This window comes from Thiomonas sp. FB-6 (assembly GCF_000377645.1).
Lineage (GTDB): Bacteria > Pseudomonadota > Gammaproteobacteria > Burkholderiales > Burkholderiaceae_C > Thiomonas_A.
Genome location: NZ_KB898472.1, coordinates 1 through 25,817, shown reverse-complemented (window position 1 = coordinate 25,817; position 25,817 = coordinate 1). Strand labels below are relative to the sequence as shown.

Here is a 25,817-nt window from a genome sequence, read left to right as displayed (position 1 = left end):
AGTCCTGCACGCCAGGCCTAGGCTCAGCGGGAATGATTCCTGCGTTTGGCCCCCGCCTTCGGGAACGGGGATTGAGGGGATCCCACGCCCAGCGCGGAGCGCGTCGGGTCGGGCTGGCGCCCACCCGCCCCGCCCTTGCGCGGACCCTTGCGGGCGCGCTCGGCGTTGCGGGGGCCGCGCGAGCGCGCCGGGCCGCCGGCGGATTTGCCGAACAGCGCGTCGACCGCGCTCATCGCGTAACTATTGGGGCCCGGCTCGCGCTCGGGCAACTCGGAGCCTTCCTCGAGCGCCGCATTGCGCAGGCTGGCCTGGCGGGCCTCGCGGCTGGCGCGGCCGAACAGGGCGTCCACCGCGCTCATCGCATAGCTGTTCGGACCGGGCTCGCGTTCCCCGCGTTCTCCGCGTTCCGCACGTTCTCCGCGTTCCACACGGTCTCCGCGTTCCGCACGTTCTCCGCGTTCCACACGGTCTCCGCGCTCACCGCGGTCCGGGCGGGGGCCACCCTGCTTGCGCCTGGCACCCTGCTGCGGCCCACCCGGCGTGGCGGCGGGCGCCGAGCGGCCACCCTTGCGCCGCGCCGTCTGGCCGGCGCCCAGGCCGGCGCGCGCCATCAGTGCCTTCACATCGTCGCGATCGAGTTCCGCGAAATCGCCCCGACGCAGGCCGGCCGGCAGCGCGATGGAGCCGTAGCGCACGCGGATCAGGCGGCTGACCGTCAGCCCCACCGCCTCGAACAGGCGCCGCACCTCGCGGTTGCGGCCCTCGGCGATGACCGCGCGCCACCAGCGGTTCGCGCCCTCGCCGCCGGCCTCTTCCAGGCTCAGGAAGCGCGCCGGGCCGTCGCTCAGCTCCACGCCTTGCAGCAGGCTCGCGCGCATCGCGTCGTCGAGCTGGCCGAGCACGCGCACCGCGTACTCGCGCTCGACGCCCTGGCTGGGGTGCATCAGCTTGTTGGCCAACTCGCCCGAGGTGGTCAGCAGCAGCAGACCCTCGGTGTTGATGTCCAGGCGCCCCACGGCCGTCCACTTGGCGTTGTGCACCCGCGGCAGGTTGCGGAACACGGTCGGGCGTCCGTCCGGGTCCTTGAAGGTGACCACCTCGCCAACCGGCTTGTGGTAGATGAGCATGCGAGCCGGCGGCGGCGCGATGCGGATTTTCAGCGGCTTGCCGTTGACCCGGATCTGGTCGCCCGGCTGGATGCGCTGCCCCAGGTGCGCGGGCTCGCCATTGACCGAGACTCGCCCGTCCTGGATCAGTTCCTCCATCTCGCGGCGCGAGCCGATGCCGCCCTGCGCCAGCACCTTGTGCAGCTTGGGCGCCTCCGGCGACGGGGCCAGCACGCGCCGCACCCCCGGCTCGGCGGTGTCCGCGAGTTCCACGGCGCGGTCGAAATCCCCCGACACGACTTCCTCGATGCGCACCGGCGGGATGCTGGGGCGGCTGGCGCCTTGCGCGGCCGGATTGCCCTGGCCGCGATCGCGCGGGCCGCGGCGCTGGGAGCGCTGGCCCGGCGCGGCGCGTTCGCCCGCGGCGTCACCGCTGCCTTCGCCCGCGCCGCCTTCAGGGGCCTCGGCATCGGCGAATTCACCCTGGTTTTCCGCGGCGTCCTGGCCGGCGCCCTCGCGCGCGCCCTTGCCGTTGCGGCGGCGGCGGCGGCGCGCGCCATCCCGGCGCGGTTGCGAGCCGGTCTCCGCGGAGGGAGCTCCGGAAGCTTCCCCAGGTGCGGTGGCGGGCTGCGCCGCGGAGGGCTCGGAAGGGGTGTGCTCGTGATCTTGATCGGACATGGAAGGAGTCTTCTTGGGGGATTCAGCCCAGGAGCGCCGAAGGGGGCGCTTCCTCGGCCGCGCCGGACGGGGCCTGTTCGGCCTGTTCGTCGGGTGCAGAAATCGGGGCTTCGGCCGCGTCGGGCGCCTGCAAAGCCGGCTCGCGTACCTCGGGTTCCGGCGCGGACACAGCGCCGGGGGCTTCGGCTTCGGGCAGGCCGCCGCCGACCAGCAGTTCGATCTGCTTGGGGTCCACGGCGTCGCCAGCCGGTTCCTCGAGCTCGGCCAGTTCGCGCAGGCCCAGGTCGTCGAGGAACTGGCGCGTGGTCGCGAACAGCACCGGGCGTCCCGGCCCCTCGCGGTGGCCGATGGCCTCGACCCAGCCGCGATCCTCGAGCTGGCGCAGGATCTGCGCGTTCACGCTGACCCCGCGGATGTCCTCGATATCACCGCGGGTCACCGGCTGGCGGTGCGCGATGATGGCCAGCGTTTCCTGCACCGCACGGGAATAGCGCGGAGGCTTTTCCGGATTCAGGCGCTGCAGAAAGGGCTGCATGTCCTCGCGGCTCTGGAAACGCCAGCCGCCCACCACGCCGCGCAGTTCCACCCCGCGCTCGCGCCAGTCTTCCTGCAGCTCCGCCAGTAGCGCGCGCAGGATCTCCGCCTCGAGCTCGTCGTCGAACAGACTACGCAGCGCGGCGAGGCTCAGCGGTTGGGTCGCACACAACAGCGCGGTCTCGAGGACCCGCTTGGCCCATGCAGTGTTCATTCGTGAAAGGATTCGCGCGCAGGATGCGCCACGGCCGGCCCTCCCGAGCCGGTGTTCGACATGCATTCGAAATGCGCCGTGCTTCCAGACACCAGGCCCCGCGGCGCAGGCGCGCACGCGTCGGAAGCACGTGCCGGCAGCGGGCCGCTTCGGGAACAGGCTCTGCAACACTCCCGCCGGCGGCCATGCCGGGCATCGAACCGGGGCGCCCGGGCCGCTTCACGGCTGCCGAGCGTGCTGTTCCGGCACGACGATGAAAGCGCATTGTAAACCACGCCCGGGCGGCGTCCCGAAAATTCCCCTTGCGCCCCGGCGCTTCGTCACCGGCGAACAACGGCCCGCCCGCGGCCGGCTGCCGCGCCAGTTCCAGGCAACGCGGGGCCGCCCTGGTTTCCCGGCCGGCCTCGAAGGGCCCTCAAGCCCCCGCGGCGTCCTGCTGCGCCGGCGCCAGGGCCTCCGGCGCGGGCGCGTAGAAGGCATCGGCGTGCAGGTCGCGCGCCGGCACGCCGCGCGCCAGCAGTTCCGCGCTCACCGCTTCGACCATCGCGGGCGAGCCGGCCAGGTAGACCTTCGCCTCGGCGAAATCCCGCACGTCGGCGAACAACGCGTCGCCCACGCGCCCCCCGCGCAAGCCGCCCGGCGCGTCGAACTCGACCACCACGTGGGCGCGGAAGTTGCCATGGCGCTGCGCCAGTTGCCGCATCAACTCGACCCCGTAGACCTCGGAGGGGTTGCGGAAGCCCGCGTACAGCACCACCGGATCGGTCTTGCCGTTGTCCAGCGCGGTCTGCACCACGGACAGCATGGGCCCCAGGCCGGTACCCGCGGCCACCGCGTACAGCGGCCCCTGGTGGCGGGGGCGGAAATAGGCCCGCCCCATCGGGCCTTCCAGGCGCAATTCGGTGCCAGCGACGATCGCGCCGCCGAGCAGCCCGCTGAAGGAGCCGCCGGGCGTGCGCCGGATGTGGAATTCCAGTTCCCCGTCGTACTCGGCCTCGACCGGCGTGCCGGCCATGGAGAAGTCGCGCCCGATCCACGCGCCGTGGGCGTCGCGCGCCTTCAGGTGCGCATACTGACCGGCCGAGAACAGGAACGGCCCGCCGGCGTCGGCTTCGCCGCCAGGCTCCGGCTCCCAGGCGCCGACGATGCCCAGGCGCAGCGCGAACACCTCCGGCGCCAGCTCGCGCAGCCACAGCACGCGGCAGCCCAGCCTGCGGATCGGGTGTTCGATATAGTCGTCGGTGTCCACGAGGCCTATTTGTACATCGCCCAGGATGCGGCTGCTGCAGGCCAGGATGATGCCCTGCTCGCGCTGCGCCGCCGGCAAGGCCCCGGGCTGGTAGCCTCGCAAGTCCACCTCCCCGCGCTCCAGCACGCACTTGCAACTGCCGCATTCGCCGCGCTTGCAGGACCAGCCGATGGGCACGCGATGGCGCCGCAGCACCTTGAGCAGGTTTTCGTCGGGGTCGGCCTGCAATTGCAGGCCCAGGGCGGGAATGGAGATGGTCGGCATGGACGATGGGGCGCTCCGCGCGGCCCGGCCGATGCCAGGGCCGCCGGATCGAAGGCGGGATGATACGGGGCGGCGCCGGCGCGCGCCGGGCGCAAAAGCGCCGCGGCCTGTCAAAATAGCAGGCATGCACCGCGCCTCGATCCACCATTGCAACCTCTGCGGCGCGCCGGTCGAGCACCGCGTGCCCGACGGCGACACCCACCCGCGGGCGGTCTGCACCGCCTGCTCCCACATCCAGTACGAGAACCCCCGCAACATCGTGGGCACGCTGCCGGTGTGGCAGGACAAGGTTCTGCTGTGCCGCCGCGCCATCGAGCCGCGCCACGGCCTGTGGACCCTGCCCGCCGGCTTCATGGAGCTCGACGAGACCACCGAGCAGGGGGCGCTGCGGGAAACCGAGGAAGAAGCCGGCGCCAGGGTCGAGATCGACGGCCTGTACAGCGTGGTCAACGTGCGCCCGGTCAGCCAGGTCTACCTGCTGTACCGCGCGCGCCTGCTGGAGCCGCGCTGGGATCCGGGGCCGGAGACCCTGGAGGCGGCGCTGTTCGGTGCCGCCGAGGTGCCGTGGGAGGACATCGCCTTCCGCGCGGTGGCGGAAACCCTGCGGCGCTATTTCGAGGAACAGCGCGCCGGCCGCGGCTGGGCGCTGCACACCTTCGACGTGGCGTAGGCGCGGACAACGGGCAGCGGCTCAGGCGCAGTAGCCGTGCAGCGCGCCGGGGCCGCCGGCCTGCAGCAGGCGCCACAGCCCCCAGGCCGCGAAACCCAGCAGCACGCCGCCGGCCGCCAGGCGCGCGGCGCGCGCGGTGGCGCGCTGGCTGAATCGGCGCAACAGGTGGCCGGCCAGCAGCATGTGCGGAAGCGTGCCGGCGCCGAAGGCCAGCATGCCCAGGCCGCCTCCCAGCGCGCTGCCGCTGAGCAGCGCCAGGGACAGCGCCGAATACACCAGCCCGCAAGGCAACAGGCCCCACAGCAGGCCCGCGCCCAGGCGCCGCGGCGGGCTCGACAGCGGCAGCAGCCCCCGCAGCGCCCAGGCCGCGGCGTCACTCAGCCGCGTGCGCAGGGCCGCGCCCCAGGCGAAATGGGGCAGCGCCAGGGCGTGGCCGCCGCGCAACGCGGCCAACACCAGCCAGGCGCCGCTGGCGGCCAGGATGGCGTTGCCCAGAACATACAAACCGAGTTGCAGCGGGCGCAGTTGCACCGCCCACAGGCCGGAGCCCACGGCGCCGGCCACCGCGCCCAGCAGTCCGTAGGTGAGCACGCGGCCCAGTTGCAACTGGGCCGAGCGCCACAGCAGGCGCCGGGCCGGCCACAGCACCTGCTCGCGGGGAGCCGCGGCCCCGCCCTGGGAGCCCGCCGCGGAGGCCGCCGGCTGCATGGCGCGCTCGCCGGCCACGACCAATCCGCCACACATTGCGGCGCAGTGCAAGCCCCCTGTCAGTCCCATCAGTAACAGTGTGAGAAAAAGGCTGATCTGCATCAGGAAATCCTCGCCATTTCCGTGATATAACAAAACTCATAACTCTTCGAGCAAAAACCATGAAACTGACTCCCGCCGCCACCGTACATCGGATGGACAAGCCGCATCCTTGCGATGTGTGCTTCCAAAGTCGGTTTTGCCTGCCGATTGCGCTGCCAGCGGACGAATTGAGCCTGATGCGCGACATCATGCAGAACTCGGTGCGCGTGACCAAGGGAGAGCGCCTGTTCGAGAGCGGGCAGTCGATGGACAAGGTCTATTCGGTGCACGCGGGATCCTTCAAATCGATGGTGAGCAGCCCCGACGGGCGCCAGCAGATCGTGGGTTTCCACGTGCCCGGCGAAATGATGGGCCTGGAGGGATTTTCCGCGCGCCTGTACATGACCGAGGCCGTCGCGCTGGAAGACAGCGAGGCCTGCGAGATCGACGTGCGCGTGCTGGAGAACACGGCGCGCGAACTGCCCACGCTGCAGCACCAGATCCACTGCCTGATCGGCAACCGCCTGGCGCGCGCGCAGCAGGACCAGTTCGTGCTCGGCAGCATGCAGGCCGACGAGCGCCTGGCGCGCTTCCTGCTGGACCTGTCCGAGCGCTACAAGGCACGCGGGCTTTCGCCCGACGAATTCGTGCTGCGCATGAGCCGCGAGGAAATCGGCAGCTACCTGGGCCTGAAGCTGGAGACCGTCAGCCGGCTGATGTCGCGCTTCCACCAGGCCGGGTTGATCCACGTGGCACAGCGCCAGGTGCGCATCACCAACCGCGAAGGCCTGGGCCAACTGCTCAACCACGAGGCCTGAGGGCACGCGGCGCGCCGCCCGGATCAGCGCCCTTCCTCCGCATCGTCGGCGTCTTCGAACACGTCGTGCGCGCCCGGCGGGCGCCGCGCCAGCAGCCACAGGTTCAGCGCGCTGGCCGCCCAGCAGGCCAGCCACTGGCCGAAGAATCCCAGCGAATACAGCACCGCCGGCGGCCAGTGCGCCAGCGCGGGCGGCGCGTGGCGCACCGGGTCCAGCACGCTGAACATCACCGCGCTGGCCGCCAGCGCGACCAGGAAGGCGGGCCACAGGGCCCGCAGGTAATCGGCATCGCCACGGCTCATGTTCGGACTCCTCGATGCGCGGCGGCGCGGACCGCCGGGGTGCGGGTGGATTCACGCCGGCTCAACTGCGCCGGCCCTGGGCCGCGCTCGCCGCGGGCGGCACGATGGGCGCCACCCGCGCCGGCGCCTCGATCTCGTCGTCGGCGGCGCGGTGCGCGATCATCACCGTGGCCACGCTGGCCGCGATGACCGCGGCGAACAGGCCGATCAGCAGCCAGACCACCGGAACTCTCCACCACGCGCGCGCGCCCGGGTCCGGGTCCGGCGCGGCGCGGCCGCGCTCAGGGGACGATGAAGGTGCTGTCATGGTGCACGCTCACCGGGTCGGCGCCGTCGCCGCGCGCGGTGATCTCCACGTGGTAGACCCCGCTGCGCGCCCCGTCGGCGGGAATCGCCAGCTCCAGCGGATGCAGCACGTTGCTGGAGGCCGCCAGTTCGATCCCCTCCTTGGGCCGCACCACCACCAGCCCGGGGAGCCCCTGCACCTCGAAGCGCACGTGGCGCGGCGTGTCCGAGGCGTTCATCACCTGCACCTGGTACACGTTTTCCAGCAGCCCGCCTGGGATCTCGCGCGCCAGCACGCGGCGGTCGCGCATGACGTCGAGCTTGACGACCTGGCGCATGGCCAGCCCACCCACGAACACGCCCACCATGGCCACCAGGATGGCGCTGTAGATGAGGATGCGCGGGCGCAGCAGGTGCGTCCACTGCCGGCGCTTGCTCCAGCGCCCCTCCAGCGCGTTCTCGCTGGAGTAGCGGATCAGCCCGCGCGGGGTGTTCATCTTGTCCATCACCTGATCGCAGGCGTCGGCGCAGGCGCCGCAGCCGATGCACATGTACTGCAGGCCCTGGCGGATGTCGATGCCGGTGGGACACACCTGCACGCAGATGGAGCAGTCCACGCAGTCGCCCTTGCCCTGCGCGCGCGCGGGCAGTTCGCGCTTGCGCTTGCCGCGCGGCTCGCCGCGCTCCGGGTCGTAGGTGACGATCAGCGTGTCACGATCGAACATCACCGACTGGAAGCGCGCGTAGGGGCACATGTACTTGCACACCTGCTCGCGCATGAACCCGGCGTTGCCGTAGGTGGCGAAGCCGTAGAACAGGATCCAGAAGGTCTCCCAGCCGCCCAGGCCCAGCGTCACCACCTCCCGCGCCAGCGTGCGGATGGGGGTGAAGTAGCCCACGAAGGTGAAACCCGTCCACAGCGCCACGCCGATCCACAACGCGTGCTTGGCGGTCTTGCGCGCCAGCTTGCGCGCGCTCATGGGCTGCGAGTCCAGGCGGATGCGCGCCAGGCGGTCGCCCTCCACCCAGTGCTCGATCCACATGAAGATCTGGGTGTATACGGTCTGCGGACAGGCGTAGCCGCAGAACAGGCGTCCGGCCACCGCGGTGAACAGGAACAACCCGTAGGCCGAGATGATCAGCAGCAGCGCCAGGAAGATCACGTCCTGCGGCCACAGGATCAGGCCGAAGAAGTAGAACTTGCGGTGGACCAGGTCCAGCAGCATCGCCTGGCGCTGGTCCCAGCGCAGCCACGGCAGGCCGTAGAAGATGATCTGGGTGACCCAGACCATGGCCACGCGCCAGCGCGCGAAAAATCCGCTCACCGAGCGCGCGTAGATCTTCTTGCGCGCCTCGTAGAGCACCTCCTCGGTGCTCTGCAGGCCCTGGCCCGGAGAGGGAGGCGCCGGCGTGCTCATCGATGACCGCCGTGGCTCAGGCCGTAGACGTAGGCGGCCAGCACGTGGATCTTGTCCGCGTCGAGGTTGCCCTTCTGCGCGGGCATGTGGCCGGTGCGCCCGCCATCGATGGTTTCCTCGATGGTCTGCAGGCTGGAGCCGTACAGCCAGTCCTGGTCGCTCAGGTTGGGCGCGCCGATCATCTGGTTGCCCACGCCGCCGGCGCCGTGGCAGGCCGCGCAGTTGGCCGCGAACAGCGGCTTGCCCAGCCCGGCCAGCCTGGCGTCATGGCTCAGCCCCGACAGGCTGCGCACGTAGTTGGCGACTTCGGTCACCGCCTGCTTGCTGCCCAGCGCCTGGCCCATCGGCGGCATCATGCCCTGACGGCCCTCGGTGATGGTCTGCACCAGGGTCTCCGGCTGGTTGCCGTAGAGGAAGCTTTTCTCGTCGTGCACGGTCAGGTTCGGGAAACCCTTGCTGCCGCCGGCGTCCGAGCCGTGGCACTGCGCGCAGTAGGTCAGGAACATGCGCTGGCCGGTGGCCATGGCCGCCGGGTCCTTGGACAACTGCGCGACGTCGAGCTTGTTGTAGGCGGCGTAGATAGGCGCGATGCGCTGTTCGTAGGCGCGCGACTCCTGCTGGTACATCTTGTCGCTGGTGAAGCCCAGCGCACCGCCCCAGAAGGCCAGCCCCGGGTACAGCACCAGGTACAGCGCGGCGAACACCAGCGTGAGCACGAACAGCCCCATCCACCAGCGCGGCAGCGGGTTGTTGAACTCCTGCAGGTCGCCGTCCCACACGTGGCCGGTGGTGGCGATCACCTGCCCCTTGTCGTCGCGGAACACCGTCTGGCGGGCCGTGGCGCGCAGGAACACGAACAGGGCAATCAGCGAGACGATGGTCACCGCGCCGATCCAGTACGCCCAGGCAGCGGAAGTGAACTGGTTCATGATGTCGGAGGCCGGCTCAGGCCTTGGTGGAGGTGGACGCGAGCGCCTCGGGCTCGTGCCCGGAGTCCGGCGGGAGCTGCGAGTCGAGGAAGGGGATCAGCGCGTCGCTGCGGTGGCGCGCCGCGAAGCGCGGTGCATAGGCCACCCACGCGATGCCGATGAAAGCGGCGAAGGCCATCACCGTGGTGATGCTTCCGAACAGGGCCAACAGGTTCATGGCTGGAATCTCCCGCGAATCAGGAATGCGAGCCGGACAGCTCGCGGCCCAGGCTCTGCAGATAGGCCACCAGCGCGTCTTCCTGGGTCTTGCCCTGCAGTTCGGCCGGCGCCGCGGCGATCTGGGAGTCGGTGTAGGGCACGCCCAGCACGCGCAGCGTGCGCATGCGCTGGCGGATCAGGCCGTCGTCGGCGGGCTTGTGCTCCAGCCAGGGATAGGCGGGCATGGTGCTCTCGGGCACCACGTCGCGGGGCTCGCGCATGTGGATGCGCAGCCATTCGTCCGAGTACTTGCCGCCCACGCGGGCCAGGTCCGGGCCGTTGCGCTTGCTGCCCCACTGGAAGGGGTGGTCCCACACCGATTCGCCGGCCACCGAATAGTGGCCGTAGCGCTCCACCTCGGCACGCAGCGGGCGGATCATCTGCGAGTGGCACAGGTAGCAGCCCTCCGACACGTAGACGTCGCGTCCGGCCAGCTCCAGGGCGGTGTAGGGCTTCATGCCCGGCAGCGGCGTGGTCGTGGCCTTGTCGAAGAACATCGGCAGCAGTTGCACGAAGCCGGCCACGCTGACCACCAGCGCGACCAGCACGATCATCAGGCCGACGTTCTTCTCGATGGCCTCGTGGCTGAGTTTCAGGCTTGCCATGATGGCATTTCTCCTTGTTGTCGCTGCGCGCGCATCAGGCGGCGTGGGCGCCGGCCAGCTGCGGGATCGGGGCGTCCACGGGCTGGCCCTGGCGGATCGTGCGCCAGCTGTTGTAGACCATCAGGCACATGCCGAACAGGTAGATCACGCCGCCGAGCAGACGGATGTAGTACAGCGGCTTGACCGCCACGATGGACTCGATGAAGCTGTAGGTCAGCGTTCCGTCCGGCTGCATCGCGCGCCACATCAGGCCTTCGGTGACACCGGCCACCCACATGGCGGCGATGTACAGCACCACGCCGATGGTGGCGGTCCAGAAGTGCCAGTCGATCAGGCGCACGCTCCACATGCGGGTCTGGCCCCACAGGCGCGGGATCATGTAGTACAGGCTGCCCATGGTGATCATGCCCACCCAGCCCATGGCGCCCGAGTGCACGTGGCCGATGATCCAGTCGGTGTAGTGCGCCAGGCCGCTGACGGTCTTGATCGACAGCATCGGCCCCTCGAAGGTCGACATGCCGTAGAAGGACAGCGCGGTGATCAGGAACTTCAGGATCGGGTCGTCGCGCAGCTTGTGCCAGGCGCCCGACAGGGTCATGATGCCGTTGATCATGCCGCCCCAGCTCGGAGCCAGCAGGATCAGCGAGAACACCATGCCCAGCGACTGCGCCCAGTCGGGCAGCGCGGTGTACAGCAGGTGGTGCGGGCCGGCCCACATGTACACGAAGGTCAGCGCCCAGAAGTGCACGATGGACAGGCGGTAGGAGTAGATCGGACGCTCGGCCTGCTTGGGAATGAAGTAGTACATCATGCCCAGGAAGGACACGGTGAGGAAGAAGCCCACCGCGTTGTGCCCGTACCACCACTGGATCATCGCGTCCTGCGCGCCGCCGTAGGCCGAGTAGCTGCTGAAGGACAGCAGGCTCACGGGCAGCTTGATGTTGTTGACGATGTACAGCAGCGCGATGGTGATGATGTAGGCGCCGAAGAACCAGTTGGCCACGTAGATGTGGCGGGTCTTGCGCTTGATCACCGTGCCGAAGAACACGATCGCGTAGGCCACCCAGACCAGCACGATGAGGATGCTGATGGGCCACTCCTGCTCCGCGTACTCCTTGCCGCTGGTGTAGCCCAGCGGATAGGTGATGGCGCACAGCACGATCACCGCGGTCCAGCCCCAGAAGGTGAACTCCGCCAACGCCGGCGCGAACAGCCGGGCCTGGCAGGTGCGCTGCACCACGTAGTAGGAGGTGGCGAACAGCGCGGTTCCGCCGAAGCCGAAGATCACGCCGTTGGTGTGCACCGGGCGGATGCGCCCCCAGCTCAGCCAGGGAAGGCCGTAGGTCATGTCCGGCCAGATCAGCTGGGCGGCGATAACGATGCCCACCAGCATGCCGACCACGGCCCAGACCAGGGTCATCACGGTGAACTTGCGGACCACCGCATAGTTGTAGGTTTGCGGACTCAAGGCTTGCGCACTCATGGCATCTCCACCCCGCGGATTCGGTTCATCGAATTTCCAGATTTGTGAGAAACGGACGCGCCCTCCAGCGCGATGGCGCCAAGGTATCGGAGCGCCCCGAGGGGGCGATTGACATGTGTCAAGGCGCGTGAAAATGCGTCGAAAAGCGACGCATCCGCGAAACTCAGCGCCCGGCTTCGCGGCCTTTTTCGGCGGGCGCGACGGGGTTGTCGTCGTCCATCAGGATGGCGTGCGCGGGGCCTTCGAGGTCGTCGAACTGGCCGCTGCGCGCGGCCCACCACAGCACGCACAGGATCAGCGCGACGATGGCCACGCTGACGGGGATGAGCACCATCAGCGATGCGTCCATGCGGCCTCCGTGCGGCGCGCCCAGGCCAGGCGCGCGGAATTCAGCACCACCAGCAGCGAGGACAGGCTCATGCCCACGGCAGCCCACAGCGGCGAGACGCGCCCGGCCGCGGCCAGCGGCACGAACACGGCGTTGTAGGCCAGCGCCCAGCCCATGTTCTGGCGCATCACGCCTTGCGTGCGCCGCGCCACGTCCACCAGCAGAGGCAGAGCGCGCATGTCGTCGAAACCCAGCACCACGTCGGCGCCGGCGCGCGCGATGGGCGCGGCGTTGGCGAAGCTCACCGACACATCCGCCGCCCCCAGCGTGGGGGCGTCGTTGACCCCGTCGCCCACCATCGCCACGCGATGCCCCCGCGCCTGCAGATCGCGCACCCGGCGCAGCTTGTCCTGCGGCAGCAACGCGCCCTCGGCCTGGGCGATGCCCACCTGCGCGCCCCAGGCCTGCACGCTCTCGGGCTTGTCCCCGCTGAGCAGCAGCAGGCCGGCCGCGCGCGAGCCCAGTTCGCGCAGCGCCTCGCGCGCGCCGGGGCGCAACTGTTCGGTGACCTCGATGTCGGCGAGCAGCCTTCCCGGCGCACCGCCCTCCCACGGCGAGGCCGGCGCCCGCGCACCCTCCCCCAGTTCGCGCAATTGCAGGCGCGTCGCCCCCGCCGGCGCGGCCGCGTCCCGGCCGCCGCCGGCGCCCAGCGGCGCCCGGCCCAGCGCGTACCAGCGCTCCTGCCAACGGCCCAGCAGGCCCTGGCCCGGCAACATGCGAAGCTCGCCCGCCGGCGCGGGCGCATGCGCGGGGCCGCCCGGCGCGGCGCGCTCCCGCAGTTCCTGCGCATGGCGCGTGAGGGCCAGCGCCAGCGGATGCTGCACGCCCTGCTCCAGCGCGGCGACCACCTCCATCACCCGGGCCTCGTCCCAACCCTCGGCGGGCAGTACCCGCACCGCGTGCCCCTGCGCCAGCGTGAGGGTTCCGGTCTTGTCGAATACCCAGGTATCCACCCGTGCCAGCGCGTCCAGCGCATGGCCGCGCGCCACCAGCACGCCGGCGCGCGACAGGCGCGCCGTGGAGGCCGCCAGCGCCGCCGGAATGGCCAGCGACAGCGCGCAAGGGCAGCTCACCACCAGCACCGCGATCACCGCGGGCAACGCGCGCGCCGCATCGACCTGCCACCAGTACAGCGCGGTGGCGCCCGCCACCGCCAGCAGCCCCAGCGTGAAATGCCGCGCCGCGCGATCGGCAAGCGCCGCCGCGCGCGGCTTGTGCACCAGCGCGCCGTTGAGCAGTTCCACCATCTGCGCGATGCGCGTGCCCTGCCCGGCCGCCAGCGCCCGCACCACCAGCGGCGAATCCAGGTTCATGCTGCCGGCCAGCACCCGGCTTCCCGCCTGCTTGGCCACCGGCTCGCTCTCCCCGGTGAGCAGCGCCTCGTCGGCGTGGCCGGCGCCTTCGAGCACCTCGCCGTCCACCGGCACCAGCGAGGCGCTGGGCACCTGCACCACGTCGCCCGCGCGCAGGCGCACCACCGCCACGGTACGCCACACCCCGTCCGGGTCGCGGCGCCGCACCGCGGCCGGCAATTGTTCCAGCAGTTCATCGGCGGCGTTGGCGCTGCGCCGGCGCAGGCTGGACTCGATCAGACGCGCGCTCAGCACCAGCGCCAGGAACATGGTCACCGAGTCGAAGTACACCGGTCCGCTGCCCCGCAGCACGCTGGCGGCGCTGGCCAGGAAGGCGCTCCACAGGCCCAGCACCACCGGCACGTCCATGCCCAGGCGCCGCATGCGCAGGTCGCGCAGGCTTCCCCCCAGGAAACTCCAGCCGGAGAACAGCAGCGCCGGAAAGGTGATGGACAGGCTGGCCCAGCGGAAGATCGCCGTCTCGGCGCCATTGAGCAGCCCGCCGGCGCTGTAGCCCGGCCAGGCCAGCATCATGACCTGCATCATCGCCAGCCAGGCCACCAGGGTGCGCAGCAGGGCCACGCGCGATTCCCGGCGTTGCCGGGCCTCGCTGGCGTGGCGCACGTTGGGCGCCGGCTGGTAGCCGATGCGCGCCAGGGCTTCGAGCAGTTCGCCCAGGTGCACGCGGGCGTCGTCCCACTCCAGCAGCACGCGGCGCGTGGCGTAGTTGACCGCCGCCGTGCGCACGCCGGGAATGCTCAGCAGGTGGCGCTCGATCAGCCACACGCAGGCGCCGCAATGGATGCCCTCCACCGCCACCAGGGTGCGCCAGACGCCGCCGCCCAGGTCGGTGGCGAAGGCGCGCAGGAACTCGGGGTCCGCCAGCGCCTGCCATTGCTCGCGCAGGCGCTCGATGGCCTGCTGGCCCAGCGCAGGACGCGCCGGGCCGCTGTTCTTGTCGTAATAGGCGCACAGCCCGCCGGAGGCGATGACCTGCGCGGCGGCCGCGCAGCCGCCGCAGCAGAACCAGCGGGTGCGGCCTTCGATCGGGGCGCTCGCCGGCTGCGCCGGCAGCGGCTCGCCGCAATGAAAGCATTCCGCGGCGCCCGCGGCAGGCCCGGAGCCCGCCGGCGCGGGCGGCACCGCGCCCGCGGGCGGCCAGGCCGTCCGCGCCGCCACAGCCGTGCCGTCGAGCGCTCGCATGCCGGCATGCTAGGCAGCGAGCGGCCGCGGCACCTTGCGTTGTATCAATGCCTTTCGATGTGCAAACGTGCGTGCCGTCTCAGCGGCCGTTCTTGCCAAGGCGCGCGAAGGCCGAGGCCATGGCCGACTCCACCTGCGTGCGCGGCTGGGCGCCGCGCGCCGGGCCGCGCCCGGCAGCACCGCGCCGCGGCCCCTCGCCCGAGCGGGCCGCCCCCGAGGCGGCTCCCGGCTCCGGGTTTTTGCGCATGCTCAGGCCGATGCGCTGGCGCTGTACATCGACCTCGACCACCGTCACCTGCACGATGTCGCCCACCTTGACCACCTCGGAGGCTTCCTTGACGAAGCGGTCGGCCAGTTGCGACACGTGCACCAGGCCGTCGCAATGCACCCCCAGGTCGACGAAGGCGCCGAAGGCCGCCACGTTGGTCACGGTGCCTTCCAGGCGCATGCCCGCGCGCAGGTCGGCGATGTCCTGCACGTCGTCCTGCAGGCGCGCCACGCGGAACTCCGGGCGCGGGTCGCGCCCGGGCTTTTCCAGCTCGCCCAGCACGTCGCGTACCGTGAACAGCCCGAAGCGCTGGTCCACGAAATCCTCCGCGCGCAGCGCGCGCAGGCGCGAGGACTCGCCCATCACGAGTTCGATGGGCTGGCCGGCGGCCGCCAGGATGCGCTCCACCAGCGGGTAGCTCTCCGGGTGCACCGCCGAACGGTCCAGCGGGTTGTCGCCGTCGTTGATGCGCAGGAAGCCCGCCGCCTGCTCGAAGGTCTTGGGGCCCAGGCCCGAGACCTCCAGCAAGGCGGCACGGTTGCGGAAGGCTCCGGCCTGGTCGCGACGGCGCACGATCTGCTCGGCGATGCGCCCGTTCAGGCCGGCCACGCGCGCCAGCAGCGCGGGCGACGCGGTGTTCAGGTCCACCCCGACGCGGTTCACGCAGTCCTCGACCACCGCGTCCAGGCGCTTGGCCAGCAGGGTCTGGTCCACGTCGTGCTGGTACTGGCCGACGCCGATGCTCTTGGGGTCGATCTTCACCAGTTCGGCCAGCGGGTCCTGCACCCGGCGCGCGATGGACACGGCGCCGCGCAGGCTCACGTCCAGCTCGGGCAATTCGCGCGTGGCCAGCGCGCTGGCCGAGTACACCGAGGCGCCGGCCTCGCTGACCACCAGTTGCACCAGACCCAGTTCGGGATGCGCGCGCGCCAGGTCGGAGGCCAGGCGCGAGGTCTCGCGGCTGGCGGTGCCGTTGCCGATGGCGAGGATGCCCACGCCGTGGCGCTTGCACAGCTCGGCCAGGCGCCGCAGGCTGCCGTCCCAGTCGCGCCGCGGCTCGTGCGGGTAGACGGTGGCCGTGTCCAGCACCTTGCCGGTGGCATCGGTCACCGCCACCTTCACGCCGGTGCGGATGCCCGGGTCCAGGCCCATCACCGTCTTCGCGCCGGCCGGCGCGGCCAGCAGCAGGTCGCGCAGGTTGGCGCCGAACACCGCGATGGCCTGCTCCTCGGCCTGCCCGCGCAGGCGCGCGAACAGTTCCCGCTCCAGCGACAGCGACAGCTTCACGCGCCAGGCCCACTGCACGCAACGCTGCAGCCAGTCGTCCGCCGCGCGAGCGGCATGGCTCCAGCCCACGTGGGCGGCGATGCGCTGCTGCGCGGCGTTGAGGGCGCCGACGCCCGCCGGCGGCTCGGGCAGCTCCAGCGCCACGTCCAGCAATTCCTGGGCGCGCCCGCGCAGCACGGCCAGCGCGCGGTGCGAAGGCACGCGAGCGATGGGCTCGGAATAGTCGAAATAGTCCTGGAAATTGGCCGCCTCGCGCTCCTTGCCCTCGCGCAGGCGCGAGCGCAGCTCGGCGCAGCCCCACAGCCACTCGCGCATCGGGCCCACCAGCGCCGGATCCTCGGCCCAGCGCTCGACCAGGATGTCGCGCGCGCCGTCCAGGCAGGCTTCCACGGTGGTGAAGTCCGAGCCGTCCTCGCCCTTTTCCGCGCGCACGAAGGCGCCCGCCTCGGTGCGCGGGTCGCGCGTGGCGTCGCCGAACAGCAGCTCGGCCAGCGGCTCCAGCCCGGCGGCGCGCGCCTTTTGCGCGCGGGTGACCAGTCGCGGCTTGTAGGGCAGGTACAAATCCTCCAGCTGCTGGCGCTGCTGGGCGGCCTGGATGGCCTGCTGCAACTCCGGCGTGAGCTTGCCCTGCTGCGCGATGGACTTGAGGATGGCCACGCGGCGCTGCTCGAGCTCGCGCAGGTAACCCAGACGCTCCTCGAGCGTGCGCAAGTGCTCGTCGCTCATGCCGCCCGTGGCTTCCTTGCGATAACGGGCGATGAAGGGAACGGTGGCGCCACCGTCCAGCAATTCCACCGCCGCGGCGATCTGCGGCACGCGCAACTGCAACTCGGCCCCGAGCTGGGCCAGGATCTTCGCCTGCTGCTCGGCGGCGGAGGCGAGCTCGGGCATCACGGGCGCGGGATTGGCGGCGGCCTGGGCTTCGGGCTTCGGGACGGACTTGGCTTCGGGCTGGGTCATCGCTGCGGCGAATGCGAAAAAGCGGCAAGTCTACGACCTGCCGCCCCCGCTTTCGACCGCTGGGTTCAAACTGCGTTGATGGGCACCTTCAGGTAGCTCACGCCGTTGGATTCCGCCTCGGGCAGGCGCCCGGCCCGCACGTTGACCTGGATGGACGGCATGATCAGCGCCGGCATGCCCAGCCCGGCGTCGCGCCGCTTGCGGAATTCGACGAACTGCTGCTCGCCGACTCCGTCGTGGATCTGCACGTTGCCCTCGCGCTGCTCCTGCACCGTGCACACCCAGCGCGGCTCGCGGCCGCCGGGCATGTAGTCGTGGCACATGTACAGGCGGGTCTGCGGGGGCAGATCGAAAATGCGGCGCACCGAGCGGTACAGCACGTGGGCGTCGCCCCCTGGGAAGTCGCAGCGCGCGGTACCGTAGTCGGGCATGAACAGGGTGTCGCCGACGAAGGCGCAATCCCCGACCACGTAGACCACGCAGGCCGGGGTATGCCCCGGCGTGTGCATCACCCGCGCCTGCAGCTCGCCGATGGCGAAGGTCTCGCCGTCGGCGAACAGCTGGTCGAAGGGCCGGCCGTCCTGCGCGATGCCCTCGTCGTGGAACAGCGCGCGAAACACCTTCTGCACGTCGCGGATGTGTTCGCCGATGGCGATGCGCCCGCCCAGCTTGCCGCGGATGTAGCTGGCCGCCGACAGGTGGTCGGCGTGGGCATGGGTCTCCAGCAGCCAGTCCAGTTGCAGGCCTTCGTCGCGCAGGTACTCGACGATGGCGTCGGCGAAGGCCGTGCCGGTGCGGCCCGAGGCATAGTCGAAGTCCAGCACGCTGTCGATCAGCGCGCAATGCCGGGTCTGCGGATCCACCACCAGGTGGCACACGGTGTTCGTGGCCGCGTGGAACCAGCTGCGCACCTGCGGGCCCGCGGCACGGCCCTGGCTGGCCGCCGAAGATTGCTGGGACTGACTCATGGACATTTCCCTCCGTAGCGCGCAGTATCGCTCAACTCGGGCAAATACTCCACCGGGTGTCACCCCTGCGCGGCCGCCATCGCGTCGCTGCGCCGTTCCTCGCCCAGGCGCTGCACCTGCGCCTCGATCTGCGCGTCACCCAGGCGCGAGCGCAGGAAGGCGGCGCAGGCCAGCCCCCCGACCACGGCCACGGCCACGTTGTCCCAGGGGAAACCCAGCCATTCCAGGTGCCTGGCCCAGGATATGGCGCACAGCACGCTCACGAACAGCACCAGGTAGGCGTTGGCCCGCAGGTCGCGCAGCAGGCCGGCGAGCCGCCCTTCCAGCCAGCCGTGCAGGCTCACCGCCAGCACCAGCGCCAGCAGCAGCAGGGCCAGGTTGTGGCGCCCGCCCCAGTACACCAGCCAGGTGCTGCACAGGAAGCCCGCCACCCCCACCACCCGCGCGCGCAGCGTGCTGCGCACGCCGATGGTGCTGCGCGAGCTGGCCCGGCAGAACACCAGCAGGCTGACCGGCCCGGCCAGGAAGGTGAACACGACCATCGACGACAGGAAACTCACCAGTTCCTTCCAGGTCGGGAAGGGCAGCAGGAACAGCAGGCCCACCGCCGCGTTGACCCACAGCGCGAACACCGGGCTGCCGTGCAGGTTGAGCCGGGTGAGCCGGCTGCCCGGGCGCAGTTCGTAGCCGCAGGCGTACAGGATGCGCCCGGTGACCGCCACGAACACGTTGGCCGTACCCATGGGCGCGACCACGGCGTCGGCCAGCAGCACGGGCATCAGCAGGCCCAGGCCCAGCACCGACACCAGGCCCAGCAGCGGGGCGGCGGCGTTGCCGATCTGCGTGGCCCCGGTGGGCGTCGTGGCCATGAAGCTCGCCGACAACAGCATGTACAGCAGCAGCCCGAGCGCCAGCGGAAGGTACAGCGAAAAGGGCAGCGAGCGCCGCGGCTCACGCACCTGGTTGGCCAGGATCAGCCCGTTCTGGAACCCGGCGAAGGCGAAGGCCAGGCCGCTGCCGATCACCGCCATCATGGCCGGCTCCAGCGCCAGCGGCCCGGTGCTCCAGTGCGCGACGAACTGCTCCCGCCGGCCGTGCAGCGTGATCACCGCCAGCGCCACCACCACGGGCACCAGCACCTTCCACAGGCTCACCCAGGCGTTCGCCTGCGCCACGCGCGTGATGTGCAGGGTGTTGAACCAGGTGATGCCCACGATCAGCAGCACGCCCACGCCCAGGCCGCTCCAGGAAAGCTGCACCTCCCCCGGGGCCAGGTGGCGCACCAGGCCCGGCCACCAGAAGGCCAGGTACTGCACCACCGACTGCGCCTCCAGCGGCAGGAACACCACGTAGCTGAGCCAGCCGAGAATGAGAAACACGTTGGCGGTGCTGCGAGGGTGCGTGATGCCCAGCAGGCGGTAGGTGCCGCCCACCACGGGGAAGGCGGTGCACATGCGCGCGAAGGACAGGCTGACCACCAGGCTCAGCGCCGCCGCCAGCACCCAGGCCAGCAGGACCGCGCCGCCCGCCGTCTGCAGGCCGTAGAAGGGAGAGAACAGCCAGCCGGAGCCGATCATGCTGCCGGTGGACAGCAGCGCCAGCTGCCAGGTGCTGATGCGCGTGGAGCGCTGCGGCTGCGCCGCTTGGGGCGAGGGGATCGACATGATGGAATCCGTTCGGGTCGAGGCACGAGTCTCGAATTGGACGCAATCGCCGGCCATCGTGCGGGGCGCCCGTGCAACGGCCCCAAGCTTCGATGCCCTTTCGTTCAAGTGCCCTTTGGTCGAGCTGCCCTTTCGTCCTGCCCAGCCTTGACGCCGAGCCGTGGCGCGCCGGCCTCATCGGCCGGATCGGGCGCAGCGAATGCATCGCAAGCGCCCGAGGCTCGCCGCTCACAGCTGCCGCAGGCTGGGCGCCGCGCCGCGCTGCAGCAGCGGCCCCGGGCTGCCGTAGTCGATACCGGCCGCGTCCAGGCGCACGAAGCTGGGGCCGCCTCCCAGCACGATGCCGAGCTCGGCGCGCACACGCAGGTCCGCCGCGCTGCGCAGGCACAGCTGGTCGCGCGCGAGGGCGAGCAGCGCCCCGTCGCAGGCATGCACGTGCAGTTCGCCGCTGGCCGCGAGCAGGCGAAGTCCGGCGCGGTGCACATGCACGCGCAGGCCCTGCGCCGCCACCGCGAGCAGGTCCGCGCCGGCGTGCAGGCCCAGGCGCTCGCCCGCCTGGAGATCGAATCCCGCGCCGGCGCCGAACTGCGCATGGCGCGACGCGGCCAGCGTGAGGCCGTCCGCGCCGTCCAGCAGCAGCTCGGGCCCCGCCTGCGGAAATCCCTGCGCGTCCGTCGGAGCACTCTTCGGCGCATCCGTCGGCGCATCCGTCGCCGCATCCGCCGGCACATCCAGGCCGGCGCTGCGTGCCGCCGCCAGTGCATCGGCCCGCCACAGCGCGGCCTCATGCAAGCCGCGCAGGGCCTCGCTCGCGTCGGCGGCGGGGCTTTCGTCGGGCAGGCGTCCGTGGCTGCCCAGCAGCATGCCCTGCACGCTGTGCAGCAAACCGTCGGCGTCGGTACGCAGCTCCGCTCCCACGCCCCGCAGTTCCCCTCGGCCGCCCTCGCCTTCGACCCGCGCAACGCAGCCCAGCGCGAGCCCGGCATGGGTGTGCTCGCACAGCAACTGCGCGTGCAGCAGACCCGCGGTGTCGTCCAGCACCAGCTGGCTGCCGCGCGGGAACGGCCCCTCGCCCTCGGCGCCGGGCGGCGCAAGCTCGCGGCTGCGCAGCCCGCCGAGGGCGCGGTTGCGCGGCAATGTCCAGCATGGTCGCTGCCCTGCGTGGTACATCGCGCCCAGCACCAGCGGGCGCTCCAGTTCGCCGTCCAGGTAGCCCAGCAGCACCTCCTGGCCGACGCGCGGGATGTGCACCCGCCCCAGTTCGCGGCCGGCCCAGGGCGTGGCCACGCGGATCCACGGCGTGGTGGCCGGGCCGGGGTCGCCGTTGCGGTCCCCGGCGGACGTCCCGGCCCGCTCCCCGGCTGCGTCCCCCGCGGGCGTCCCCGCCCGTGGCCCGGCGGAATCCCCCGCGGGCGTCCCCGCCCAGTCCCACGCGAGGCGCGCGCGCACCCTCCCCAGGGGCTCGGTGTGGACCTCCCCCTCGGCGCCCTGCGGCGCCGGCGCGGGCCGGCCCGCCTGCGCCACCCGCGCCGACTGCAAGCCGCGCACACGCGGCGGCGGGCTCCACGCGCCTGGCTGCAGCGCGCCGCGGACCGGCCGCAGCCAGAGCTCGTCGTGCAGTTCCCAGCCATCCACCACGCGCCCGCGCGGGGCCGAGAAATCCCAGGGCCGCCCGGCGTCGCCGAAACCGTCGGCGTCCAGCGCCGCGCCGGCGCAGGCCCTCTCGGCGTCGGCCGGCCCGCCGGCGGACCACGGCCACGCTTGGGCCTGCTGTTCGCGCAGGTACAGGCGGCTGCGCAGCACCAGGAACTCGCGCTGCGCGGGCTCCACGCGCGGGTCGTGCAGCTGCAGGCGATGGCAGGCGGCCACGCCGCGCAGCGGGCCCCAGCCCCAGGCGCTCTCGATCCGCCCGTCCAGCCCGCGGTGCAGGCGCAGCTCCTGCAGCGCTTCGTGGTCGGCGCGCTCGCCCACGCGGCCCACGCCCAGCTCCCGCCAGGCTGGCGCCGGCTGCTCCAGCGCCGCGCTGTCGTAATCGGCGAGCACCAGTTGGTGCGCGCCGCGGCGGTGCTCGAACCAGAAGCGGATGCCCCATTGCCGGCTCAGCCGCTGGAAGAATTCCCAGTCGCTTTGGTTGAACTGCACCAGGTACTCCTGCGGCGCATGGGGCCCGCGCAGGCGTTCAACCACCGCCAGGCCCAGCGGCTGCACCAGTTCACGCAGCACCTCGGGCACGCTGCGCCCGCGCCACGCGCGGCACTGCCCCTGCAAGCGGGAGCGCGCGAGCAGCGGGCGCAGGCGCAGCGCGTACAGGGTGCCGCGCGGGCCCTCGTGCAGGCAGGCGGCCTGGGACACCAGGCCGTGGATCCAGCGCGGCGCCGGCGCGGGCCCGAACCCCGGCAAGCCGAGTTCGATACGCAGGTCCAGCGCGTGGCCGAGCAGCTCGCGCGGCGCGCAGGGCGTGCCGCCCGGCTCGCGGCGCAGCAGCAGTTGGTGGTCGAACAGCGCATCCAGCGCCTCCTCGCCACGCAGGGCCAGCACGCTCCAGGCGCGCTCTCCGCCCAGCCCGGTCAACACCTCGCCGCGCAATTGCAGGGCCCGGCCGGGGCCGCCGGGCGGCGGCTCCGCATCGCCGGCAAGCGCCCCGCTCGGCCTGCCTGTCTGGTTCATGCGGGGCATTGTGCGAAGCCGCGGCGAGTCCCGCAGCTCACGCTCGCAATGCCCCGCCGCGGCCGCGGACCTTCGGGGAAATCCGCAGCCCGGCCCTGGGGGCACCCATCAGGCCTGGGTGCGCAACTCCAGCAGCTGCTCGCGCAGGCGGGTCTTCAGGATCTTGCCGGTGGCGCCCAGCGGGATGGCCTCGACGAACTGCACGTCGTCGGGGATCCACCACTTGGCGACCTTGCCCTCGTAGAAGGCCAGGAGCTCGCGCGCCTCCACCTCGGCGCCGGGCTTTCTCACCACCACCAGCAAGGGGCGTTCATCCCATTTCGGGTGGGGCACCGCCACGCAGGCGGCCATCGCCACCGCCGGATGCGACATGGCCACGTTCTCGATGTCGATGGAGCTGATCCACTCGCCGCCCGACTTGATCACGTCCTTGCTGCGGTCGACGATGCGCATGTAGCCGTCGGGGTCGATGGACACCACGTCCCCCGTGGGAAACCAGCCGTCGCGCAGCGGGCTGGGCTGGCCCGACTGGTAGTAGTCCGCCAGCACCCAGGGCCCGCGCACCTGCAGCTCGCCGATGGAGCGTCCGTCCCAGGCCACCTCGGCCCCGGCGGCGTCGACGATGCGCATGTCCACGCCGTACAGCGGGCGGCCCTGCGAGGTCTGCAACTGCAGGCGCTGCTGCGCGTCCAGCGACGCGTGCTTGGTCTTGAAGGCGCAGGCGGTGCCCAGCGGGCTCATCTCGGTCATGCCCCAGGCGTGGCGCACCTCGACGCCCCAGGTGTCCTGGAAGGCCTGGATCATCGCCATGGGCGCCGCCGAGCCGCCGATGAGCACGCGGGCCAGCGACCGCGGGCGCCGGCCTTCCTGCTGCATCCGGGCCAGCAGGCCCAGCCACACGGTGGGCACGCCGGCGGAGTAGCTCACGTCCTCCTGGTCCATCAGCTCGAACAGCGAGGCGCCGTCCAGCGCGGGCCCGGGAAACACCACCTTGGCGCCGACCATCGCTGCCGTGTAGGGCACGCCCCAGGCGTTGACGTGGAACATGGGCACCACCGGCAGCACCGCATCGCGGGCCGACAGGCCGGTGACGTCCGGCAGGGCCGCCGCCATGGCGTGCAGCACCGTGGAGCGGTGGCTGTACAGCACCGCCTTGGGGTTGCCCGTGGTGCCGCTGGTGTAGCACATGGACGAGGCCTCGGACTCGTCGAGCGCCGGCCACGCGTAGGGAGCGTCGGATTGCTCGGCCAGCCAGGCCTCGTAGCTCAGCAGCCCCGGAACCGCGCGCTCCAGCTCGGCCGGCAGCGCCTCGGCATCGCACAGCGCGACCCAGCGGCGCACTCCCGGGCATTGCGGCGCCACCGCCTGGATGATGGGCGCGAAACTCATGTCGAAGGCCAGCACGCGGTCCTGCGCATGGTTGACGATCCACGCGATCTGGTCCGGGTGCAGGCGGGGGTTCACCGTGTGCAGCACTCGTCCGCTGCCGGACACGCCGTAGTACAGCTCCAGATGCCGGTAGCCGTTCCAGGCCAGCGTGGCCACGCGCTCGCCGCGCTCCACCCCCCAGGCGTCCAGCCCGTGCGCCAGACGCATGGCGCGCCGCCGCACCTGCGCCCAGTTGCTGCGGTGGCGGTCGCCCTCCACGCGCCGCGAGACGATCTCGGTGTCGCCGTGGAAGCGCGCGGCGAATTCGATCAATCCGGAGATCAGCAGCGAATGCTGCTGCATCAGGCCCATCATCGTGTTGTCTCCCATCGCTGTTGGTCGCCCCGCCGACTGTACAACGGGCAAGGCACCCGAAGCCTCCCCGGAATCTCCCGATATACCCGGAAACTCTGTATGGGATTAGGAACCGCGCCGGGTTCCCGCGCGCCCGAGGGCCGGCGCGCCCCCGCGAGGGATTGACACTCGGCAAATCAACCGACGGGACCCCAGGGTTAAAATAAGGAGTTTCCCCATATCCAAGTCAAGGTCGAAGAGATGACATTCGTCGTGACAGAAAACTGCATCCGCTGCAAGTTCACCGACTGCGTGGATGTGTGCCCGGTGGACTGCTTCCGGGAAGGGCCGAACTTCCTGGTGATCGACCCCGACGAATGCATCGATTGCGCCGTGTGCGTGCCCGAATGTCCCGCCAATGCGATCTTCGCGGAGGAAGACGTGCCCGGCGACCAGCAGGACTTCATTCCCCTGAACGCCGAGCTGTCGCGCAAGTGGCCCAGCATCACCAAGCGCAAGCCCGCCCTCCCCGATGCGGAGGAGTGGAACGGCAAGAACGACAAGCGTCCGCTGCTCGAGCGCTGAAGCGCCGAGACGGCATCACGCCAGGCCCCATCCCGAATCCCATGGAAATGCACATCGCCCCGGCAATCACCCAGGCCGCCGATTCTCCCGCCTCCGGCCAGCCCATTGAAACCGACGCCGTGATCGTGGGCGCCGGCCCGGTCGGGCTGTTCCAGGTGTTCGAGCTCGGGCTGCTGGAGATCAAGGCCCACGTCATCGACAGCCTGCCCCACCTGGGCGGCCAGTGCGTGGAGCTGTACCCCGACAAGCCCATCTACGACATCCCCGCCGTGCCGGTGTGCACCGGCCAGGAACTCACCGACAACCTGCTCAAGCAGATCGAGCCCTTCCACCCCACCTTCCACCTGGGGCAGGACGTCACCGAACTGCGCAGGCTCGACGACGGGCGCTTTTTCGTGGCCACCAGCAAGGCCACCCGCTTCGTCACCAAGACCGTGTTCATCGCCGCCGGCGTGGGCTCCTTCCAGCCGCGCCTGCTCAAGGTCGAGGGCCTCGAGCGCTTCGAGGGCTCGCAGCTGTTCTACCGCGTCAAGGACCCGGCCCCCTTCGCCGGCAGGAACCTGGTGGTGGTCGGCGGCGGCGACTCCGCGCTGGACTGGGCGCTGCACTTCGCCACCACCGACCAAGCCCAGCGCGCCGAAAGCGTGGTGCTGCTGCACCGCCGCGACGGCTTCCGCGCCGCGCCCAGCTCGGTGGCGCGCATGCGCGCGCTGTGCGAGCAGCACGAAATGCAGCTCCTGGTCGGCCAGGTCAGCGGCTTCGACGAGCGCGACGGCAAACTCAGCGAAATCAAGGTCACCGGCAACGACGGCATCACCCGCCGCCTGCCGCTGGACATGCTGCTGGTGTTCTTCGGCCTGAGCCCCAAGCTGGGCCCCATCGCCGACTGGGGCCTGGCCCTGGAGCGCAAGCAGATCGTGGTCGACACCGAGAAGTTCCAGACCAGCGTGCCCGGCATCTTCGCCGTCGGCGACATCAACACCTACCCCGGCAAGAAAAAGCTCATCCTCTCGGGCTTCCACGAAGCCGCGCTGGCCGCCTTCGGCGCCGCCCCCTACGTGTTCCCCGAGAAAAAAATCCACCTGCAGTACACCACCACCAGCCCCAAGCTGCACAAGGTGCTGGGCGTCGAAACCCCGGTGTTCGACTGA

Annotated in this window: 22 protein-coding genes; 4 read left to right on the top strand and 18 right to left on the bottom strand. The window is 71.2% G+C overall.

Annotation, left to right across the window (positions count from 1 at the left end):
* Nucleotides 1-23 precede the first annotated feature (23 nt).
* The 3 genes from rluB to D466_RS0103900 all read right to left on the bottom strand — a co-directional run bounded on the left by rluB (nucleotide 24) and on the right by D466_RS0103900 (nucleotide 4,045).
* Nucleotides 24-1,784: a 23S rRNA pseudouridine(2605) synthase RluB gene (rluB, locus tag D466_RS20450; protein WP_018912398.1), complete on the bottom strand. Its 1,761-nt coding sequence runs from the start codon at nucleotides 1,782-1,784 to the stop codon at nucleotides 24-26.
* Between the two features lie 22 nt (nucleotides 1,785-1,806).
* The gene (gene scpB / locus D466_RS0103905; RefSeq protein WP_018912397.1) at nucleotides 1,807-2,532 is read right to left on the bottom strand and encodes an SMC-Scp complex subunit ScpB; all 726 of its coding nucleotides are present in this window, start codon (nucleotides 2,530-2,532) and stop codon (nucleotides 1,807-1,809) included.
* A gap of 415 nt (nucleotides 2,533-2,947) precedes the next feature.
* Nucleotides 2,948-4,045, bottom strand: a complete 1,098-nt coding sequence (locus tag D466_RS0103900) for a 2Fe-2S iron-sulfur cluster-binding protein (RefSeq protein WP_018912396.1) — start codon at nucleotides 4,043-4,045, stop codon at nucleotides 2,948-2,950.
* Nucleotides 4,046-4,169: 124 nt separating this feature from the next.
* Between D466_RS0103900 and D466_RS0103895 the strand changes: the two genes are divergently transcribed.
* Entirely contained in the window at nucleotides 4,170-4,715 is a 546-nt protein-coding gene (locus D466_RS0103895; protein WP_018912395.1) for an NUDIX hydrolase, read from the top strand.
* Nucleotides 4,716-4,736: 21 nt separating this feature from the next.
* Here the strand turns inward: D466_RS0103895 and D466_RS0103890 are convergent, their stop codons facing one another.
* Nucleotides 4,737-5,492, bottom strand: a complete 756-nt coding sequence (locus D466_RS0103890) for a sulfite exporter TauE/SafE family protein (RefSeq protein WP_255325875.1) — start codon at nucleotides 5,490-5,492, stop codon at nucleotides 4,737-4,739.
* 209 nt (nucleotides 5,493-5,701) lie between these two features.
* Between D466_RS0103890 and D466_RS0103885 the strand changes: the two genes are divergently transcribed.
* Nucleotides 5,702-6,322 carry a helix-turn-helix domain-containing protein gene (locus tag D466_RS0103885; RefSeq protein WP_018912393.1) on the top strand — a complete coding sequence of 207 codons (621 nt, stop codon included), beginning with the start codon at nucleotides 5,702-5,704 and terminating at the stop codon, nucleotides 6,320-6,322.
* Nucleotides 6,323-6,345: 23 nt separating this feature from the next.
* Here D466_RS0103885 and D466_RS20445 read toward each other — a convergent pair whose 3' ends face one another.
* The 14 genes from D466_RS20445 to D466_RS0103815 all read right to left on the bottom strand — a co-directional run bounded on the left by D466_RS20445 (nucleotide 6,346) and on the right by D466_RS0103815 (nucleotide 24,102).
* On the bottom strand, nucleotides 6,346-6,624 hold the full coding sequence (locus D466_RS20445) for a hypothetical protein (protein WP_018912392.1): 279 nt from the start codon (nucleotides 6,622-6,624) through the stop codon (nucleotides 6,346-6,348).
* A gap of 61 nt (nucleotides 6,625-6,685) precedes the next feature.
* Entirely contained in the window at nucleotides 6,686-6,931 is a 246-nt protein-coding gene (locus D466_RS23800) for a hypothetical protein (RefSeq protein WP_156003988.1), read from the bottom strand.
* Entirely contained in the window at nucleotides 6,906-8,327 is a 1,422-nt protein-coding gene (ccoG, locus tag D466_RS0103870) for a cytochrome c oxidase accessory protein CcoG (RefSeq protein WP_018912390.1), read from the bottom strand. Before ccoG ends, D466_RS23800 begins: the two co-directional genes overlap by 26 nt.
* Nucleotides 8,324-9,256 (bottom strand): cytochrome-c oxidase, cbb3-type subunit III, encoded by a 933-nt coding sequence (ccoP, locus tag D466_RS0103865; RefSeq protein ID WP_018912389.1) that lies wholly within the window; start codon nucleotides 9,254-9,256, stop codon nucleotides 8,324-8,326. Before ccoP ends, ccoG begins: the two co-directional genes overlap by 4 nt.
* A gap of 16 nt (nucleotides 9,257-9,272) precedes the next feature.
* Complete coding sequence (locus D466_RS0103860) at nucleotides 9,273-9,473, bottom strand: hypothetical protein (RefSeq protein WP_018912388.1); 201 nt, start codon at nucleotides 9,471-9,473, stop codon at nucleotides 9,273-9,275.
* A gap of 19 nt (nucleotides 9,474-9,492) precedes the next feature.
* Nucleotides 9,493-10,110 carry a cytochrome-c oxidase, cbb3-type subunit II gene (gene ccoO / locus D466_RS0103855; protein ID WP_026284857.1) on the bottom strand — a complete coding sequence of 206 codons (618 nt, stop codon included), beginning with the start codon at nucleotides 10,108-10,110 and terminating at the stop codon, nucleotides 9,493-9,495.
* A gap of 43 nt (nucleotides 10,111-10,153) precedes the next feature.
* Nucleotides 10,154-11,602, bottom strand: coding sequence for a cytochrome-c oxidase, cbb3-type subunit I (gene ccoN / locus D466_RS0103850; protein ID WP_018912386.1), 1,449 nt, complete (start codon nucleotides 11,600-11,602; stop codon nucleotides 10,154-10,156).
* A gap of 163 nt (nucleotides 11,603-11,765) precedes the next feature.
* Nucleotides 11,766-11,951 carry a cbb3-type cytochrome oxidase assembly protein CcoS gene (gene ccoS / locus D466_RS0103845; RefSeq protein WP_018912385.1) on the bottom strand — a complete coding sequence of 62 codons (186 nt, stop codon included), beginning with the start codon at nucleotides 11,949-11,951 and terminating at the stop codon, nucleotides 11,766-11,768.
* Nucleotides 11,936-14,545: a heavy metal translocating P-type ATPase gene (locus tag D466_RS0103840; protein ID WP_018912384.1), complete on the bottom strand. Its 2,610-nt coding sequence runs from the start codon at nucleotides 14,543-14,545 to the stop codon at nucleotides 11,936-11,938. The genes ccoS and D466_RS0103840 overlap by 16 nt, the downstream gene beginning before the upstream one ends.
* Nucleotides 14,546-14,624: 79 nt before the next feature.
* Nucleotides 14,625-16,991, bottom strand: coding sequence for a Tex family protein (locus D466_RS0103835; RefSeq protein ID WP_156004018.1), 2,367 nt, complete (start codon nucleotides 16,989-16,991; stop codon nucleotides 14,625-14,627).
* 134 nt (nucleotides 16,992-17,125) lie between these two features.
* A complete protein-coding gene (locus tag D466_RS0103830) occupies nucleotides 17,126-18,028 on the bottom strand; it encodes an MBL fold metallo-hydrolase (RefSeq protein WP_156003986.1) in 903 nt (300 codons plus the stop codon).
* Between the two features lie 59 nt (nucleotides 18,029-18,087).
* Entirely contained in the window at nucleotides 18,088-19,692 is a 1,605-nt protein-coding gene (locus D466_RS20440; protein ID WP_018912381.1) for an APC family permease, read from the bottom strand.
* A gap of 228 nt (nucleotides 19,693-19,920) precedes the next feature.
* Nucleotides 19,921-22,359, bottom strand: a complete 2,439-nt coding sequence (locus D466_RS0103820) for a type VI secretion system Vgr family protein (protein WP_026284855.1) — start codon at nucleotides 22,357-22,359, stop codon at nucleotides 19,921-19,923.
* A gap of 108 nt (nucleotides 22,360-22,467) precedes the next feature.
* Nucleotides 22,468-24,102 carry a 3-(methylthio)propionyl-CoA ligase gene (locus D466_RS0103815; protein ID WP_018912379.1) on the bottom strand — a complete coding sequence of 545 codons (1,635 nt, stop codon included), beginning with the start codon at nucleotides 24,100-24,102 and terminating at the stop codon, nucleotides 22,468-22,470.
* A 240-nt stretch (nucleotides 24,103-24,342) separates the two neighbouring features.
* On the opposite strand from D466_RS0103815, the gene fdxA reads away from it, so the two are divergent.
* Together fdxA and D466_RS0103805 are read left to right on the top strand one after the other, a co-directional pair.
* The gene (fdxA, locus tag D466_RS0103810) at nucleotides 24,343-24,666 is read left to right on the top strand and encodes a ferredoxin FdxA (RefSeq protein ID WP_018912378.1); all 324 of its coding nucleotides are present in this window, start codon (nucleotides 24,343-24,345) and stop codon (nucleotides 24,664-24,666) included.
* A 41-nt stretch (nucleotides 24,667-24,707) separates the two neighbouring features.
* Nucleotides 24,708-25,817 (top strand): NAD(P)/FAD-dependent oxidoreductase, encoded by a 1,110-nt coding sequence (locus D466_RS0103805; RefSeq protein ID WP_018912377.1) that lies wholly within the window; start codon nucleotides 24,708-24,710, stop codon nucleotides 25,815-25,817.

Excerpts from the sequence above, each read along its gene's own strand:
- D466_RS20445 (WP_018912392.1), bottom strand. The coding sequence starts at position 6,624 with ATGAGCCGTGGCGATGCCGATTACCTGCGGGCCCTGTGGCCCGCCTTC.
- ccoS (WP_018912385.1), bottom strand. The coding sequence starts at position 11,951 with ATGGACGCATCGCTGATGGTGCTCATCCCCGTCAGCGTGGCCATCGTC.
- D466_RS0103890 (WP_255325875.1), bottom strand. The coding sequence starts at position 5,492 with ATGGGACTGACAGGGGGCTTGCACTGCGCCGCAATGTGTGGCGGATTG.
- ccoN (WP_018912386.1), bottom strand. The coding sequence starts at position 11,602 with ATGAGTGCGCAAGCCTTGAGTCCGCAAACCTACAACTATGCGGTGGTC.
- D466_RS0103900 (WP_018912396.1), bottom strand. The coding sequence starts at position 4,045 with ATGCCGACCATCTCCATTCCCGCCCTGGGCCTGCAATTGCAGGCCGAC.
- D466_RS23800 (WP_156003988.1), bottom strand. The coding sequence starts at position 6,931 with ATGACAGCACCTTCATCGTCCCCTGAGCGCGGCCGCGCCGCGCCGGAC.
- D466_RS0103885 (WP_018912393.1), top strand. The coding sequence starts at position 5,702 with ATGCGCGACATCATGCAGAACTCGGTGCGCGTGACCAAGGGAGAGCGC.
- D466_RS20440 (WP_018912381.1), bottom strand. The coding sequence starts at position 19,692 with ATGTCGATCCCCTCGCCCCAAGCGGCGCAGCCGCAGCGCTCCACGCGC.
- D466_RS0103835 (WP_156004018.1), bottom strand. The coding sequence starts at position 16,991 with ATGCCCGAGCTCGCCTCCGCCGCCGAGCAGCAGGCGAAGATCCTGGCC.
- D466_RS0103820 (WP_026284855.1), bottom strand. The coding sequence starts at position 22,359 with ATGAACCAGACAGGCAGGCCGAGCGGGGCGCTTGCCGGCGATGCGGAG.
- ccoG (WP_018912390.1), bottom strand. The coding sequence starts at position 8,327 with ATGAGCACGCCGGCGCCTCCCTCTCCGGGCCAGGGCCTGCAGAGCACC.
- fdxA (WP_018912378.1), top strand. The coding sequence starts at position 24,343 with ATGACATTCGTCGTGACAGAAAACTGCATCCGCTGCAAGTTCACCGAC.
- D466_RS0103805 (WP_018912377.1), top strand. The coding sequence starts at position 24,708 with ATGGAAATGCACATCGCCCCGGCAATCACCCAGGCCGCCGATTCTCCC.
- ccoP (WP_018912389.1), bottom strand. The coding sequence starts at position 9,256 with ATGAACCAGTTCACTTCCGCTGCCTGGGCGTACTGGATCGGCGCGGTG.
- D466_RS0103895 (WP_018912395.1), top strand. The coding sequence starts at position 4,170 with ATGCACCGCGCCTCGATCCACCATTGCAACCTCTGCGGCGCGCCGGTC.
- D466_RS0103815 (WP_018912379.1), bottom strand. The coding sequence starts at position 24,102 with ATGATGGGCCTGATGCAGCAGCATTCGCTGCTGATCTCCGGATTGATC.
- rluB (WP_018912398.1), bottom strand. The coding sequence starts at position 1,784 with ATGTCCGATCAAGATCACGAGCACACCCCTTCCGAGCCCTCCGCGGCG.
- D466_RS0103830 (WP_156003986.1), bottom strand. The coding sequence starts at position 18,028 with ATGAGTCAGTCCCAGCAATCTTCGGCGGCCAGCCAGGGCCGTGCCGCG.
- scpB (WP_018912397.1), bottom strand. The coding sequence starts at position 2,532 with ATGAACACTGCATGGGCCAAGCGGGTCCTCGAGACCGCGCTGTTGTGT.
- D466_RS0103860 (WP_018912388.1), bottom strand. The coding sequence starts at position 9,473 with ATGAACCTGTTGGCCCTGTTCGGAAGCATCACCACGGTGATGGCCTTC.
- D466_RS0103840 (WP_018912384.1), bottom strand. The coding sequence starts at position 14,545 with ATGCGAGCGCTCGACGGCACGGCTGTGGCGGCGCGGACGGCCTGGCCG.